This window comes from Psychrobacillus sp. PGGUH221, from assembly GCF_042055255.1.
Taxonomy (GTDB): domain Bacteria; phylum Bacillota; class Bacilli; order Bacillales_A; family Planococcaceae; genus Psychrobacillus.
Map to the genome: position 1 here is coordinate 88,730 of NZ_JAQMHQ010000008.1, position 17,147 is coordinate 105,876.

General features: G+C 34.2%; 13 protein-coding genes. 9 read left to right on the forward strand and 4 right to left on the reverse strand.

The genetic code is table 11. The features are described 5' to 3' along the window. Window positions 1–15 precede the first annotated feature (15 nt). The 3 genes from pglX to brxL all read left to right on the forward strand — a co-directional run bounded on the left by pglX (window position 16) and on the right by brxL (window position 8,256). Complete coding sequence (gene pglX / locus PGC35_RS14355) at window positions 16–3,549, forward strand: BREX-1 system adenine-specific DNA-methyltransferase PglX (RefSeq protein ID WP_375219652.1); 3,534 nt, start codon at window positions 16–18, stop codon at window positions 3,547–3,549. A gap of 74 nt (window positions 3,550–3,623) precedes the next feature. Continuing rightward, window positions 3,624–6,182: a BREX-1 system phosphatase PglZ type A gene (gene pglZ, locus PGC35_RS14360; protein WP_375219653.1), complete on the forward strand. Its 2,559-nt coding sequence runs from the start codon at window positions 3,624–3,626 to the stop codon at window positions 6,180–6,182. A gap of 16 nt (window positions 6,183–6,198) precedes the next feature. Beyond that, window positions 6,199–8,256, forward strand: coding sequence for a protease Lon-related BREX system protein BrxL (gene brxL / locus PGC35_RS14365; protein ID WP_375219654.1), 2,058 nt, complete (start codon window positions 6,199–6,201; stop codon window positions 8,254–8,256). Window positions 8,257–8,355: 99 nt separating this feature from the next. On the opposite strand, the gene PGC35_RS14370 is transcribed toward brxL, so the two are convergent. Together PGC35_RS14370 and PGC35_RS14375 are read right to left on the reverse strand one after the other, a co-directional pair. Further along, complete coding sequence (locus PGC35_RS14370) at window positions 8,356–8,637, reverse strand: hypothetical protein (protein WP_375219655.1); 282 nt, start codon at window positions 8,635–8,637, stop codon at window positions 8,356–8,358. Then, complete coding sequence (locus PGC35_RS14375; protein ID WP_375219656.1) at window positions 8,634–9,611, reverse strand: ParM/StbA family protein; 978 nt, start codon at window positions 9,609–9,611, stop codon at window positions 8,634–8,636. Before PGC35_RS14375 ends, PGC35_RS14370 begins: the two co-directional genes overlap by 4 nt. A gap of 238 nt (window positions 9,612–9,849) precedes the next feature. On the opposite strand from PGC35_RS14375, the gene PGC35_RS14380 reads away from it, so the two are divergent. Next, window positions 9,850–11,535, forward strand: a complete 1,686-nt coding sequence (locus PGC35_RS14380; protein ID WP_375219657.1) for a hypothetical protein — start codon at window positions 9,850–9,852, stop codon at window positions 11,533–11,535. 1,201 nt (window positions 11,536–12,736) lie between these two features. Here the strand turns inward: PGC35_RS14380 and PGC35_RS14385 are convergent. After that, window positions 12,737–13,297 carry a hypothetical protein gene (locus tag PGC35_RS14385; protein ID WP_375219658.1) on the reverse strand — a complete coding sequence of 187 codons (561 nt, stop codon included), beginning with the start codon at window positions 13,295–13,297 and terminating at the stop codon, window positions 12,737–12,739. 126 nt (window positions 13,298–13,423) lie between these two features. On the opposite strand from PGC35_RS14385, the gene PGC35_RS14390 reads away from it, so the two are divergent. The 5 genes from PGC35_RS14390 (at window position 13,424) to PGC35_RS14410 (ending at window position 16,572) form a co-directional block, all read left to right on the forward strand. Beyond that, a complete protein-coding gene (locus tag PGC35_RS14390) occupies window positions 13,424–14,131 on the forward strand; it encodes a hypothetical protein (RefSeq protein WP_375219659.1) in 708 nt (235 codons plus the stop codon). Window positions 14,132–14,276: 145 nt separating this feature from the next. Next, window positions 14,277–15,206 (forward strand): DnaB-like helicase C-terminal domain-containing protein, encoded by a 930-nt coding sequence (locus PGC35_RS14395; protein ID WP_375219660.1) that lies wholly within the window; start codon window positions 14,277–14,279, stop codon window positions 15,204–15,206. A 41-nt stretch (window positions 15,207–15,247) separates the two neighbouring features. Continuing rightward, window positions 15,248–15,631 carry a four helix bundle protein gene (locus PGC35_RS14400; RefSeq protein ID WP_375219661.1) on the forward strand — a complete coding sequence of 128 codons (384 nt, stop codon included), beginning with the start codon at window positions 15,248–15,250 and terminating at the stop codon, window positions 15,629–15,631. Window positions 15,632–15,644: 13 nt separating this feature from the next. Continuing rightward, window positions 15,645–16,016: a hypothetical protein gene (locus PGC35_RS14405; RefSeq protein ID WP_375219662.1), complete on the forward strand. Its 372-nt coding sequence runs from the start codon at window positions 15,645–15,647 to the stop codon at window positions 16,014–16,016. Between the two features lie 70 nt (window positions 16,017–16,086). Then, on the forward strand, window positions 16,087–16,572 hold the full coding sequence (locus PGC35_RS14410) for a hypothetical protein (protein ID WP_375219663.1): 486 nt from the start codon (window positions 16,087–16,089) through the stop codon (window positions 16,570–16,572). A gap of 68 nt (window positions 16,573–16,640) precedes the next feature. On the opposite strand, the gene PGC35_RS14415 is transcribed toward PGC35_RS14410, so the two are convergent. After that, complete coding sequence (locus PGC35_RS14415; protein WP_375219664.1) at window positions 16,641–17,018, reverse strand: hypothetical protein; 378 nt, start codon at window positions 17,016–17,018, stop codon at window positions 16,641–16,643. Window positions 17,019–17,147 lie beyond the last annotated feature (129 nt).

Consider the following 17,147-nt stretch of genomic DNA (forward strand, 5'->3'; position numbering starts at 1 on the left):
AGGGCTAATACGGTTATGAATAAAACAGCATTGAAAAACTTTGCGACAAATGCAAGAAGAGAATTGCTTGAAAGAGTAGAACTGCAAGCACGAAAAATCGGAATTACAGCCGAATCCATTCAGAAAGCAAATGTAGAAAGTTCAGATGCCGTCTTTATTGACGGCAAACAGCTCTTAGATACAGAAAGTAGGCAACGTAATAAACTTATTGCCCGTATCAATGAAATTGGCTTTGACAGAGTAATGGAAGAAACTGCGTATACATGGTTCAACCGTTTTGTCGCACTTCGTTTTATGGAAGTAAATGACTATCTTCCAACAAAAGTTCGTGTTCTTTCCTCCATAAATTCAGACAGTGCAGAGCCAGATATGATGAAAGAAGCCTTATCGCTTAATTTGGATTTAGACAAAGAATATGTCTATGATTTGAAAATGAATAACAAAACAAACGAGCTTTTTAAATATCTTATCAAGATGCATTGTAATGACTTAAATCGTTATATGCCATTTATGTTCGAAACGATTGAGGACTATACTGAGATCCTATTTCCAGAAGGGTTACTGGGAACCGATTCTTTTATCCGTAAAATGACAGACATTGAATTTATACCAGAGGATAATTGGGTAAAAGTTGAGGTTATCGGATGGCTTTATCAATACTATATTTCCGAAGAAAAAGATGCAGTGTTTGCTAATTTGAAAAAGAATATCAAAATAACAAAAGAAACACTTCCTGCGGCCACACAGCTTTTTACACCTAATTGGATTGTTCGATATATGGTAGAGAACTCATTGGGTCGCACTTGGCTTGAGAGCTATCCCGAAAGCCAATTGAAACCAGAATGGAAATATTATTTAGATGAAGCGGGGCAAGAAGAAGTTGTAATTAAACAACTTGAAGAAATTCGGCACAAAAATGTAAATCCAGAAGATATTCTATTCCTTGATCCATGTTGTGGAAGTGGACATATTCTTGTTTATGCATTTGAAGTCTTCTATGACATATACATTGAAAAAGGCTATATGGAAAATGAGATTCCGCAACTGATTTTAGAAAAAAATCTGTATGGATTAGATGTTGATAATCGTGCAGTTCAGTTAGCATCTTTTGCAGTTATGATGAAGGCGAGAGAAAAATCACGCAGAGTTTTTGCAAATAATATCAAGTTAAATATTAAATCTATCCAAGAAAGTAATTGGATCACCGATGAAACTATGAATTATATCAATAGAAAATTAGGAGATTCATTTGAGGGGAAGAATATATTTGACTCTATAGTAAATATCCGTAATACATTTCTTAATGCTAAAGAATTTGGGTCAATTCTATCTATAGATGAACAAAATTTAGAATCTATACAAAAATGGCTTTTAGAACTCAATGATACGGATGTAAATTTGGTAGAAATGATTCAAAATGAACTCATATTAGAAAATATGCCGTCATTAATTTTGCAAACACGAATCTTAAGTCAAAAGTATGATGTTGTGTGTACTAACCCACCTTATATGGGCAACAACGGAATGAACACAGATCTAAGTAATTTTTTAAAAAATAATTATTCAGAAACTAAATCGGATTTGAGTACCGTCTTTATGGAAAAAGCTCGACAATTAACCAAACAAAATGGGTTTTACTCAATGATAAATATACCAGTTTGGATGTTTTCATCGAGTTTTGAAAAGCTAAGATTAACACTATTAAATAAAGTAACATTTACTAATGTGCTTCATTTAGGAAGAGGTGTATTCGGTTCAGATTTTGGAACAGTTGCCTTTGTAATTAAAAATAATAATATGCCCAAATATATAGCTATTTATAAAAAATTATTTAAGAAACAGGGTGCTGTTGATAGTTTAGAGAAAAAAGAAGAATGGTTTTTTCAACAAGAAGGTACTTTTGAAATTAGCAAAGAGAAGTTTATTAATCTACCTTCAACTCCAATTGCATATTGGATAAGTGATAACATTATAGAATTATTTAAAAAAAGCCATAAATTGGGAGAGGTAGCTGAACCTAAAGCAGGATTAGCAACTGGGGATAATAATATATTCCAAAGGGTTTGGTACGAACTTAATGTTAAAAAAATAGGGTTTAACTATTCATCAACTGTAGAAACAGAAAAAGGACAACATAAATGGTTTCCTTGTAATAGTGGTGGTTCATTTAGAAAATGGTATGGAAACAATGAGATGGTTGTTGATTGGCAGTTTGATGGGGAAAGAATTAGAAATTTCAGAACTCCAGATGGGAAACTGAGATCTCGTCCACAAAATACGCAATATTTTTTTAAAGAAGGATTAACATGGACAAAGATAAGTTCAGGTAAATTTGGTGTTCGATATAAAGGCATTGGATTTATATTTGATGATACTGGAAGATCTGCTTTCACAGAAGACTTAGAAGAAAATTTTCTTGTAATAGGTTTACTTTGTTCTAAAGTTGCATTTGAGATATTAAGTATACTTAATCCTTCAATGAGTTTCACAAATGGTGATATATATAGAATACCTTATGTAAGGAATATCAGCCCTAATAAAAAAATAGAAATAATTGAAAAAGTAAAAGAAAATATTGGAATTAGTAAGAATGATTGGGATTCTTATGAAACTTCTTGGGATTTTGAACAGCACCCATTATTAACTCATAGGAAGGATAATAATAAAGTTAAAGAATCCTTCGAAAAATGGCAACAATACAATGAGTTCCAGTTTAGAAATCTAAAAGAAAATGAAGAAGAACTTAATCGTATTTTTATTGAACTAAATAACTTAGAAAATGAAATATCGTATCAGATAGAAGAAAAGGATGTAACAATTAGAAGAGCGGATTTAGAAATTGATATAAAAAGTTTCATATCTTATGCTATGGGTTGTTCTTTCGGTCGTTATTCACTCGATGAGGAGGGTTTAATTTATGCGGGTGGTGAGTTCAATTCATCTTCTTATAGAACGTTTTTAGTGAATCAAGATAACATACTCCCAATAATGTCAAGTGCTTATTTTGAAGATGATATAGTAACAAGATTCGTTGATTTTGTTAGAGTGACATTTGGAGAAGAGACACTTGAAGAAAATCTTGTTTATGTGGCAAATGCTATTGGGCAGAAGAAGAATGAAACAGCAAGGGAAGTCTTACGTCGTTATTTCTTGAATGATTTCTACAAGGATCATATTCAAGTATATAAGAAGCGACCAATTTTCTGGTTATTTACGTCAGGCAAGGAAAAGGCATTCAATTGTCTCATTTATATGCACCGTTATGACAAAACGACGTTGTCTCGTATTCGTACAGACTATCTTCATGAAGTTCAAGTTCGAATGGATGCTGAGAAGAAGGATTTGTTGAATATTATTGAAGGGGATTCCACAACAAAGGAAATTAGCGATGCTAAAAAGGAATTGAAATCCCTTGATAAGAAAATTGACGAGTTAAAAGCGTATGACGAGTTGTTGCATCACATGGCTGACATGCAGATTGAAATCGACCTTGATGATGGTGTTGTAGTGAATTATGAAAAATTCAATGGACTTGTGGCTAAGATATAAGGTCACATGGGATACATCGGCGACTGCTGATGTATCTTATATTCTATAATGGATTTAGAGGGTAGGTGAGTTTTATGAACATAGAACAGATAGAGTCCGCTTTACATGATATTTTTAACGAACCTTTAAAAGACGGAGAACTGCGGAAGATTGTTTTCTGGGTAGATAAGGACAACGAATTTACAGAGGAAATTGGACAACTTCAAATAAATGGAGTGAAAGTTCACCCACTGACGGAGCTGAATCAGTTCTATACAAAGTATTTATTGGAGGAAGAAGATCCGACCTCTTCTTATTTGATATACACAAATTTAGAGTTAGGTGTAGAAGAAAATTGGCTTGCAGACACAGTGTTGTATTCGAAGACGTTTTATGCTGATAAGGTATCTCTAATATTGAGTGATCTTCAGATAGATCCTTCATTGAGAGCCGTGATAAAAAAATATGAGCGTTTTTTCAATAATAAGGAACGGTTTAAAAAATTTCAGGCACTCGGTATGAGAGGTTTTACAGAAGAAAAAATCGAGTTAGCAATCATGAGTGTTTTGTGTAATGAGAAGACACCTGATTTTGAAGGTGTGTTAAAGGCTGTTTTGATGGATACGCTGAATGATGGTGACAACAAGTATTTAACACTTATGGATAAATACTTTGATATCAGCGTGTTCTGGAAGTATGTTGCAAATAAGTACGGGTACGAGCGTGAAACAAAGACTTTAAAGACTTTATTCATTCATTTAACTGTGACTGCATTAAGTCACTCCATTAGTGAGAATTATTTAACTGCTGTAAAGGAATTTATTGCAGTGCGAAATAAAACAAATGCATTAGTATTTATTGACCACTGGATGCACCATAAAACGGATTATACTGTGTTTGATGAATACTCGGAAATGGTTGAACAAGAAATTCTACTCTCTAATATCATGCAATCTATTCCAATTGAGGAATTTAAACAGGCGGATACATTCCCGTATATTGATAAAGCCATTATTATTTATATTGCGAACAGCCTAATGGAGAAGTTAGAAGATTATGAGGAATATTCGAAGCTGATTAAATTAAGACGTGTGAAACATTACTATGAGCAATATGCGTCTGTTTATGATGCACTATATTATACGGTGAAAATGCATGCGTTTTACAAAGACCATGAACAAGGTATGCCACAAGGTCGAGCTATTGATCTGTATCAGGCTTATGTGAACGAGTTTTCTAAAATGGATACATATTACCGTAAGTTCTATGTTGCATATGATGAAGAAAATAACCATGAGTTGTTGAAGAAGTTAAAAGAACTTGTGGAAAACCTGTACACAAATTGGTATATGGGTGAGTTAAGCTCTCACTGGTCACAGGCAGTGAAAAGTGAAATGATGAATAATTGGACACTTCCTGGAGTGCAAAATCAACAAAGTTTCTATTCGTCATTCATTGCCCCGCATATCCGTAGAGGTGAGCGTGCGTTTGTTATCATCTCAGATGCTATGCGATATGAAGTAGGAGTTGAGCTTGCTGAGCGATTGAATTCTGAAACAATGGGGATTTGCGATATACAGACGCAACTTGGTGTGTTGCCATCTGTCACAAAACTTGGCATGGCTTCACTCCTCCCACATCGAAACTTGGACTTTGACGAGAATGGACGTGTACTTGTAAATGGCAAAGACTCGTCAGGACTGGAAAGTCGTAAGAAGATTATCGAGTCATATGTGGAAGATAGTGTTGTGATGCATTTCCAAGATGTATTTGATATGAATAAAGCAGGTAGACGTGAAACGTTTAAAGGGAAGAAACTTATCTACTTATACCACGATACAATTGATGCGATGGGTGATAAGGCATCTACGGAGATATACACCTTTAATGCAGTAGAAACTGCCTTAAATCAGTTGTATGACTTAGTGAAAATCATTCGAGATGATTTGAGTGGAACAAATGTATATATCACTGCAGATCATGGTTTCCTTTATCAACGAGATACGCTTCCAGAAAGTGATAAGATTGAAAAAGAATCAATCGATGCTATAGAAGTGAAACGTCGCTACTTACTTTCAAAAGAAAAACGTGATATATCAGGGCAACTTGCGATTGATTTATCAACAGTCGTCGATAACGAACAACAATTGACTGCTTATGTACCAAACGGAACAATTCGCAATCGTATGCAAGGGTCTGGAGTAAACTTTGTCCACGGTGGTGCAAGCCTTCAGGAAATCGTTGTACCAGTGCTTTCCTTTAAAAATAAACGAGCAGGTCAAAAAGGTTCGCAAGCAATTCAAAAAGTAGACATTAGGCTAACCAACATGACACGCAAAATTACGAACAGCATCTTCAACTTAGAGTTCTTCCAAACGGAAAAAGTAGAAGAAAAAATGATTTCTCGTACAGTTGTCATCTATATGGGTGATGAAGAAGGAAATATACTATCGAACGAAGAAACGATAATAGGGGATCGCTCATATGATAATCCTGCAGAACGTACATTTAAGCTTCAGTTTGTCTTGAAAAGTATTTCATATGATCGAAACAAGTCGTATTATTTAATAATTAAAGATACGGAAACAGGTGTAATTACGGAGAAAGTACCGTTTACAATTAACTTAGGAATTGTGAGTGATTTTGATTTTTAAATGAGGGGGTGTAATTGTGGAAGAGAGAGTGGAAGAAACGTTGACGCTTGACCTGGATAAAAAACTGAATGAAGTATTTGCGGGTCGTGTCGTCCGTAAAGACTTGACTAAACTGATAAAAGAAGGGGCAAACGTGCCTATATATGTACTGGAATACTTACTGGGGATGTATGCGGCCACTGATGACGAAGAAAGTATTAAACAAGGCGTAGAACGTGTGAAAAAGATCCTATCTGATAACTTTGTACGTCCAGATGAAGCAGAGAAGATCAAATCACGCATTCGTGAACTGGGGCAGTATTCTATTATAGATAAAGTAACCGTTGCTTTAAATCCGAAAATAGATACCTATGAAGCAGAGTTCTCTAATCTTGGACTAAAAGGTGTTCCAATTTCCTCTAACTTTGTAAAAGATTTCGACAAGCTTTTAGTTGGTGGTATTTGGTGCATGGTGAAGATTGATTACTTTTATGATGAAGAAATAAGGGTTATGAATCCTTTTAGTGTTAGTAGCTTGCAACCAATTCAAATGCCGAATATGGATATGGAAGAGGTGTTTGAGGGGCGAAAACAGTTCACTAAAAAAGAGTGGATTGATGTTTTAATTCGTTCAACTGGAATGGAACCAACACAATTAGAGGAACGAGTTAAATGGCATCTGCTGTTAAGACTTGTACCTTTAGTGGAGAATAACTACAATATGTGTGAACTCGGCCCTCGTGGAACGGGGAAGAGTTTTGTTTATAAGGAAGTTTCCCCCAATTCCATATTAGTTTCAGGCGGACAATCTACTGTCGCAAATCTCTTTTATAACATGACTACCCGCAAAGTAGGATTAGTAGGTATGTGGGATACAGTGGCTTTCGATGAAGTGGCAGGGATTCACTTTAAAGACAAGGACGGAATCCAAATTATGAAGGATTATATGGCATCGGGAAGTTTCAGCCGTGGGAAAGAAGAAAAGAATGCTTCTGCATCTATGGTATTTGTCGGGAATATCAATCAAAGCGTTGATGTCTTGTTGAAAACATCCCATCTATTTGCTCCATTCCCACCAGAAATGGCAAATGACACAGCTTTCTTTGATCGGATGCATTATTACATGCCTGGTTGGGAAATCCCCAAAATGCGACCTAATTTATTTACTGACAAGTATGGATTTATTGTTGATTATCTTGCTGAATTCTTCCGTGAAATGCGTAAATATCAATATGCAGATTCAATAGATCGGTATTTCAAGCTTGGGAACAACTTGAATCAACGTGATACAGTCGCTGTTCGAAAGACAGTTTCTGGTATGGTGAAACTCATTTATCCGAATGGTGAATTCACGAAAGAAGATATAGAGGAAATCTTACAATATGCTCTTGAAGGTCGTCGTCGTGTTAAGGAACAGCTTAAGAAAATCGGTGGCATGGAGTTCTATGATGTTATGTTCTCGTATATCGATAAAGAGTCGTTGAACGAAGAGTATGTATCCGTTCCAGAACAAGGTGGAGGAAAACTCATTCCAGAGGGCATGGGAAAACCAGGTCACGTATACGTTGTAGGACATGGACAATCGGGCATGATTGGCGTGTATAAGCTTGAAAATCAGGTTGTTAGTGGCACTGGGAGGTTCGATAAATCAGGTGTAGGTTCTTCACGAGATGCAAAAGAAAGCCTTGATACAGCGTTCAGATACTTCACAGCCAATAGCAAAAGCATCAGCAATTTGATTAGCACAAAAACCAAAGATTACTTAATGCATATTAGCGATTTGCAAGGGATTGGTATAACAAGTGAGCTTGCAGTAGCAGAATTAATTGGATTATGTTCTGGAGCTTTAGAAAAGCCAGTTCAAGAAAGTATGGTTGTAATTGGGAACATGACTGTTGGAGGAACTATAAGCAAGGTCGAGGAATTCGCCAACGTTTTGCAAGTGTGTGTGGATGCAGGGGCTAAGAAAGTATTGATTCCAGCTTCATCTGTCATGGACTTGCAGACTGTTCCACCAGATTTATTGGTAAAAGTACAACCTGTGTTTTATGCTGATCCGATTGATGCGGTGTTTAAGGCGTTGGGGGTAAGTTAAAAGGTCGGAGTACTTATACACTATACAAGCGTAGAGACATTAGATAAACGAAAAAAGGATTGGGAGCAAACCCATTCCTTTTATTCAAAATATTAAAGACTAAAACAACCCGTTTATAATACTTATATCTTCCAAGTCCACTACTATTTCAGTGGGCTTTTCTTGTTGGTAAGAAAGCATGAGGGGTTCTTTTAGAAGTATATTGGCTAATATTTCTGCCAATTGATCGAGGTTATTTGTTGAGGGGTTGCCAAGCATATCTTGGCGAATCAGATGGCGAAGATAGGAGCTAATTGTGCGTTCGGATTTGATGGTGTGAAGATGCTCAAGGATGTCGCTGTCTTCGGTTAGCAAGCTGATTGTAATACGTTCTCGGTTCATATTGCATACTTGATCTCCAAGATTTTAAGAAAACTTTTCACGTTTGCAAATTGTGGATCTATGATAATGCGAGCTTCAGGAAATTCCTGTTGAATGTTATCCGATAACATATAGGATCCTCCCCCACAAAAATGAATGTCGACATTGTTAAACGTATAATCTTGACTCTTCGCAAACTCAATAATTTCTTTGAAATGCTGTTTTTTCAATTGTTCTATTAGCATCTTGCTTTCCTCTATAATTTTTCCAGCCTGTGAAAAGTAGCCGTCTTGAAGAATTCGTTCGAGGTCATTGGAAGTTACGGCAACTCCGTACTGTTCATTTATCATTTTTCCAACCTTGCCTTTTAACATGTTAATTCCACCATTAAATACGGTCATGGAATCAAATATAGGGTTGATACTTGAAAAAATACAGAAAGTGGTATTAAGCCCACCGATATCGATCACGGCAGTATGTTGCCCTTTCATTTGCTCTATTTCATCGTAGATAATACCCATGCCTTCAAAAGCGATAACGACATCTGTTAATTGAATGATAACGGGCTTTTCGTTTACGTTTAATATGATTGGTTTTCCATCATTTTCAATGAAATTTTTGTATTCCTGTTTGGCAGATGCAACTTTATAAGCAGAAATCGGAATATTGATTGCCAGTCTTATATCCACATTTTCCGTTCGAAGATTAGCAAGTTGTAGAAGGTCAGATATAGCCGTATAAATACAAACTCTGTGTAGATCAATTGTTTTGGTTAAATCAAAATTGCTGTGATTTTCACCCACCATATTTCCCACCAAATAGGATTTTCCATTGTATTCTACAGAATAGGAACCTGGCTGAATATCCACACCAATTTTCCCTACTTCCTGCATTTTTGAGCGAAAACTCGTAATGGCATGCTTGTCCTTGCTTTTTAATTTTGCTTTCGTCATAAACTTTCCAGAGTCTACTGCGATTAACACTTTTTCTTTCACTTTAAATCACTCCTTTTATTAGTATTTTGTATTCTATACTGATATCTACTGATTTATAAGACATTTCATAAAAATATTAGTTTAATAGTGTCTTAACTATATGAAATGTCATAAATCTCAATAATTCACGAGTAAAGAGTATCTACCACCTAAAACAAGGTAGAACCCAAAAGGCATATATCAGATATTGACTTCCTTATATGATAGATTTATAACTATTGAAGGGTGGTCATTATTAATGACTAAAATGATGGATTACTTTAAAGAATTGAAAGCACAGATAACGAATAAGGAGCTGTGGGATAAGAATCAATTTTATATTTATGATTATGAGGCAAGTTCTGGAAAGAGTACGAACACATTTCAATTCGTAGGAGAGATGACAAAAACGAAACCATATCGTGTACTCTATGTTCAACGTTTCTTAAAAGACGATGAATTAGGTAACACTGTAGCTACAATAAATGAACATGCGGGCAGAAGGGTCGCAGAAACTTTTACTGGGGAAGACGCAAAAAAAGTAAAAAGTAGACGTAAAGCTAAAGATGCACAAGTCCTGTGTTTAACCCATAAAATGTATATTTCATTTTGTAAAGGAAATCATGAGGAATTCTGGAAAGATCGCAATATACTAATAATTGACGAATACCCAGATTTTTTAGAGCGAGTAACGCTTAGTAAAGATGAAATAGGATATTTGTGGATGATGGAGTATTTATATAAAGATGAATCCATTAAAACCCTTGTATATAAATTGAGAAAAAGCTTAATGGAAACCGAAATTAATAGAAAGGTAGAAAATGGAAATGAGTTAATATTAGTTGAATTTGATGATCGAGAGTTTTGCCTAATTAGAGATAGAATGCCATCTATAATTGATAGTGTTAGTGGAACAAAAGAGAAAGAAATCTTGGGCAAGATTGAACAAGTCCTTACCAATGGATGCTACTTCTACGAAGAGGCTTTCCATACTTTTAATAATAAAATTCAGATGTTATTGTTGGATAATAATATTATTTTAGATGCAAATGGATTTGACTATAGATATAGCCTTTCGAAAAAATATCACGTTAAACAACAGCCAAAAATTTATGATTACTCCCCATCTACCTTAAACCACATCGAAATAAAAACAAGCAAAAAGGAACTATCCTCTCAAATTAACCTACCCGAAAAAACATTTCATGCGATTTTACCAGAACAAATGGGAAAAACTTTATTTATATCAGACAAAGAGAATAAGGCTATTATTGAAAAGAAGCTCACTGAGTACTTATTAAATAGATATGATTCGGAAAAAGTTCAGGCGATGATGAATGAAAAATTCAAAATCGATTATTTCGGAAATATCATTGGAGTAAATTCTTATCGAGATTTTGATAATGTCGTTATCATGAAAACACCGAACTTTGATTATTTAGCATACGCTTTAACGTATATGTACTATCGACTGAATGATCAACAAAGTGTGGGAAATGTTTCCGTATTTCAACACGAAGAGGTGGAGAAAATTAGAAAAACGGTCATTGCAGGAGAAATTTATCAAGCAATTAAACGGGTTAATCGAGATAATAGCAGAGTTTCCAACATGTATGTACTCACAGATAATCAGGATGTAATTGACTTTGTGGTAAATCAATTGCCAGGAATTCAATACAAGAAAACAAGTATGCAAGCTAATAATAAAAGTGATACCAAGAGTCGAACCAAAATAGTAAAGAAATTCGATCAGCAAGTCGAAGGAACAATAAGGGCAATTATGGATGCCAAAAGATCTGGAGCCATTTATATACAAAAGAAAGCTATTAGAGAGGAGATTGGTATATCGGACAAAAGTAATTTTTCGAAAATTATGAAAGCTATTCAAGGCTTCTTAGAAGTAAACGGCTTTGATATGAATGGACAAAAAATAATTCTTAGATAGAAAAGAAATATAGAACAGCCAACATATTTCTGTTGGCTGTTCTATTAATGTATTCAAAAATAATGTAGGAGCAGGCACGAAAATTATATGGTTTATAGATGTATGGTTGTATTGTACGTTCGTTAAAGAGTATTGCAGGATTGTCGAGCTGGTTTTCGAAATATGAATCATTGGGTACTGTAGTCTTTTTCAATTGGTAATAACCAACTGGTAACAGTTTCAAATCTATAAAAATAAAAGATATTTAATACAGATGGGTATAACGCTTTTGTATTCCAACCATTTGAAACAATATCATGCTATAAAACAACATAATGGAATACTATTGAAATTCTTTTGGCTTTCTTTGCAGTAAGCATCTATAGTAATGCTGAAATGAAAAATTATATATGGCTTGTTGCTACAATCTAACTTGAGTTTTAGCACTGTAGAATACTATAGACTTAATTTATATGAAACGGGTAGCCTTAGAGATACAAATATATTCAATAATAAATAGTGTAGACTAAAGTAACGCTTTTGTATTCCAACAATTAGAATCCGTAAAAATACTGTAGTAACATTACATTGGAATATAATTGACATCCTTTTATGGGTCTTAGACAATAATTTGAATGATGCTACAGCATTCAATGGTGCTGAAAGTTAAATTGAATTTTGATAATAGATTAGTCTTGTCAACTTTAGTTGGTGGAATTCAGTAAATCTAACCTATTAATAATGCAATTCATATTAGACGCTACCGACACTTTCAAAAGTTGTATGATTTAAACTTATTACTTTATATAAGAAGAATTGCATACAACTTAATAAGATACAGCATATTTTCATTTACTTTCTCAAGCGAACGAGCAATACAACTTTTCAATTGAATACGGCTATAGACTATTTTATTAGTACTTTAAGCGTTAGCGATATTGAAAGTTACCCCTGCAGAAATTACAATTATTCTATAGTATCCACAACCAATAGAAGCCCAAGTAGACAATAAGCAACAGCACTATTAGCAAGAAACGCTTCTTTGGATTCCAAATGAAATTTGCAGGAGTCTGTTTTTGAATCTATATATAGGTTTATGTTTTGACCAAGTTGATTGACTGAGTCACCTCTAACAACAAGCTACCAATAAAGAAATAAAAACAATAACTTACTTAGAGTCAGTCTTCTATTATTTCTAAGGGCGTTATTTGATTTAGAGCTGTTAGTTGATCGAATTAATAGTTCGTACGTTAGAAAATAGCGTTCTCTGATTCCATTCTGCAAGAATTTCTTCTACTTCTTTTAGATCATAAATGCCTTCCTCTAAACAAAAAATAATAAGATTATCTTTGCTGTTCTCCTCACTAAGCGTAAATCCCGCCTTCTGCAAAAGTTTAGTAGTTTCCAATAAATTTAGATTTAAGAAAATCGATATTCTAATTAGCTTGTCTTTATCGTGATTAGAAACTTTATCATTAACGAGTTTGCTCCAATATGCTTTATTAATTAAGGCATCACCAAAAGTTTCGTCGTTAAATGAATAGATTCCTCTATCCGTGGTCAGTGTTAGTAGATATTGTCCAACAGATTTAGTCTTTTTACTTTTTTCAAAATGTTTATCCAGCTTATTTAACTGAAAGTTACTTAAACTATGTCCGAAAAATCCATAGTCATCTGGTTCTTCTTCCGCATCAATTTGATTTAACGTAACAAATAAAAGTTCCTTGGCTTGTCCTTCTGAAATGAACTTGATTAACTTAGACTTTAACGATTCTTTTATCATATTATTTTCTCCTTAACAAGTTGTCTCCGAGGCAACAAAAAAGGAAAATTGCCCATATATAATGATTATAGAACAACACACGATGTTCGTTCTACAAAATCGAGAAATTTAGAGGAGGAACAAACTATGAGAAAGATTATAGCAGTAGATGGATGGGCAACGGTTAAGGAATCCTATAAAGGGAAGTATCGTAATGAACAAGGTTTAGGGCTTTCGGGATTCTTCAGAAGAGACTATAAAAAGAACCATGAAATGGTAGTTGTGAGCAATGGTAATTTGTTATGTAGATACAAATATCCAAGGGGGATTAATATTCCTTTCGAATCTCCGATGGTAAGGTGGATGAATTTGACCTTTTGCGGAGGATATGATGTTTTGTTAGAAAATGGAGAGAGATCAGGGAGTAACGAGAGACTACTGGAAGCAGTAAATAAAGGATTAAAACCCATTGGATTTATTATCGTAAATAGCAAAAGTATTGAGATTATGGTCGAAAGAGTCAAGCTTAGCGGACTTCACTTTGAAATAAGTAAGCAAGGGCAAGATACTTATGAAATTGGAATCGCCAATCGAGGTAAAGTTAAAGACCATTTCGATCTTAAAAAATTGATTAGTTCATATCAATTGTTCAGTGAACATTTAGGTTACGACTTACTTACGTCAGAGGGAGAAGAAATCTTACTAAAAACTGCTGAATTAGAATTGAATTATTTTATAAAAGACTTTGCTTATGCGAGTTGTGAAAAAAGGAAGTGGGAGCATGTATTAACAGGATTGCTACTTGGATATCCGATAGAGTCAACAGTTTCTTTATTAAGTGGTCGGATATATTAAAACAAAAACAAAGTGGCGACTTGAGGAGGTAAGTTCAAACAAGGTCGAACCAGTTTGGTAGATACAAACCTTACAAATTGACTTACAATAGCATTATAAGGGGTTACACTAATGAATATACAACAAAACAAGGAGGATTGTATTAATGCTTAATACAGTAAAGAATGAGCAGAAGTTAGCAAGTGAGACAAATGAAAATGTTCAGCAAAGTTCCACTAAAGGACATAGATTTCCACCGTTAATCAACTATTTAAGAGAAATATATAATAAGAAATTGAAAGAAGAAAAGTCTGCAAAAACAGGACTACCTAATTTGGATGTAATCTTAGAAAATGGTTATTCACCAGGATTACATGTAATCGCAGGAATGCCAAACATCGGAAAACGGTCATTATTAATCCATATGACGGAGGAGTTTACAAAACAAAAGTTCGCTGTCATTATGATTTCTTCCAAAGAAACTAAAACTTCTATTGTCCAACGATTTATTGCAAGAACCACCTACAAAAATGACCCCGCCAATGCAATCCGACTCAACCAAGTACCTAACCAATTATCAAGCGATCCTCTGAAATATAAGCAATTATTGAATCAGGTAGCTCCAACAATTAAGTTTATAAGTCTTACAGAGACACCAATGCTCGACATGTATTCATTGGAGGATAAGATACGACAGCAAAAAGAAGCTTACAGTCAGTCAGTCATTTTAATAGATTTGCATGAATTTTCTTCTTGGAATAAAGATGAAAGCTTGCTTAACGAAAAAATAGATACGATTCGACAAATTGCAGTAAAACTTCAAATCCCGATACTTCTGACCTTCGATTTGAATCCCAATGATGTCCAAAATCAATTAAAGGGCTACTCCACATCTGCAGGGATTGAGCGTCATGTTACTACCTTTTCATTTCTGCATTCAGCGATTCCTCCTCAACCTGAGCAAACCCCAAAAAATCAATCCACTACTTCTCAAAATGAATTATTAAGACTGCAACTAAAGAACGCCCGTATAGGAGGTAATCATCAAATTTATTTTACTCACCGCATAGATTATGGTTATTTCCAAGAAGGATGAACAATAAAATAGTTCGGAAAATGATAAAAGGAGCAAAGTTGATGAATTACACAAAAGATAATATTGGTGATTTTCGTTCATTAATTGTTTATCAAAAATCAGCACTTTTCGTCAAAAAGATATATGAAATAGTTAATAATCTTCCTGCGATTGAGAAATACAACATCGCTGACCAAATGCGTCGTGCCGTATCAAGTGTTACTGCTAACATCGCAGAAGGTTATGCACGTATATCTTATAAAGAGGAGTACAGCTTCCTCAATATTTCAGTAGGAAGTATTTCTGAGGTGAGGAGCTTTTTGGACTTATGTCTGATGATGGGGTATATCTCTGAAGAAGATTATAAACTTCTCGACAAAGATGCAGAAGAAATTCTGAAAATGCTTATCGGAAAAATGCAGAGTATCAGAAGAATAACGGGGTAATGGAGGGTCAAAAATGCAAATAGAAACCTTTCGTAACATGAACTTATATGACAAAGCACTTGATCTTTGCTTTTCAAGCTATCTTTTTATCGAGAAACATCAAAGCCAAATTACAATGGAGGATGCTTTTAAAATAAGAAGGATGGTAACTCGCATTCCAGTAAAGATAGCAACAGCTATTGGACAAAATAATATGAAACTTCGATTCAAGCGATTGAATGAAGCAAAGATAGAGTTACAAAATTTTGAACAAATGCTGGATAAAATTCACGAAAAAGTAGACTTAATCTACGAATATGGATTTGAGGTAGACTATTACTCTGGTGAATTAATGAGATTAATGAACGGTTATTTCGGATGGTTAAAGAGAAATTATAAAGATTAATCAGAAATTAATTGCAGTTTAAAACGATGGAATAAAAATTAAACAATAGCAAAGAGAGGCTGATAAAACGATGGAATTAAAAGACTATTTTAGTGAGGAAAAGTTAGAAGAATTAAGAGGGGAAATTAAATTAGAAAAAGATTTAATTTCAAAAAAATATATTGGAGATGTGATTTATGTTAGTGAAATAGTGGACTATGTAAATGCTGATGTATTTAATTATATTGCTCATGTACCATGTATAAAAATTGGAGAATTAATTGAGTCACTATTGAATTTAAAGGAAAACCAAATATCAATTAATCCTATAATCGAAGTGGAAGGCAATGAGTGTGAGATAGCCTATGTTTCAAATTTTGAAATAGAGGAAATTTCAAATCTCACAGTGGAGCAGAAAGAAGAATTTGATGAAATACGTGATGAAATACTTGATTTATTTTTTGAGTTGTGTGATGAACTTGATGTGAGAATTTCATTTAGTTTCACAGAAGTTGAAGCTGAGGAAGAGGAAGAGGAAGAGGAAGATAAGAAGGTAAGGGTTGATGATATCTGGTAACAAAAAAGACTCCAAAAGTGGGGTCTTTTTTGCCCTTTAAAAATTATTATTTTCCAAAGCCTGACCAATCATAGGTATTTTCCTTCCTTTTGTTTACGTTTCTTTTCTTCAATTTTACTTTCTACAAATTTTTCTTTAATAAAGCTCATAATAAAACCGCAATCTTCACAAATATATTTGTAGGTTTCAACAGATTCATCATAACGATGGTAACCATTATTTTCTTCAGATATTAAGTTAAAAGAAATATCCCCCTTTTCTACTATTTCATTTTCAATAGTGGTGGTCACACCAACATCAATATAAATATGTACGTCATCATTGCTCCTGCTTGTAACATCAACATTATTATATGCAGTTGGATAAATATCCACATCAACATCAATTTCATAGTAGCCTTTACGAAAATGGCTACCCCCACAAACTATACACTTGATTTCACTCATAAATCATCACTCCCTAAGTTTATTAATATATGTATATGCTCCTTTTTTGTATGAGAACAATAAATCAGTTCAGAAAAGCAATTTTTTAGCTACACTAAATAACCCCGCCCAAAAACTTTAGGGTAAGTG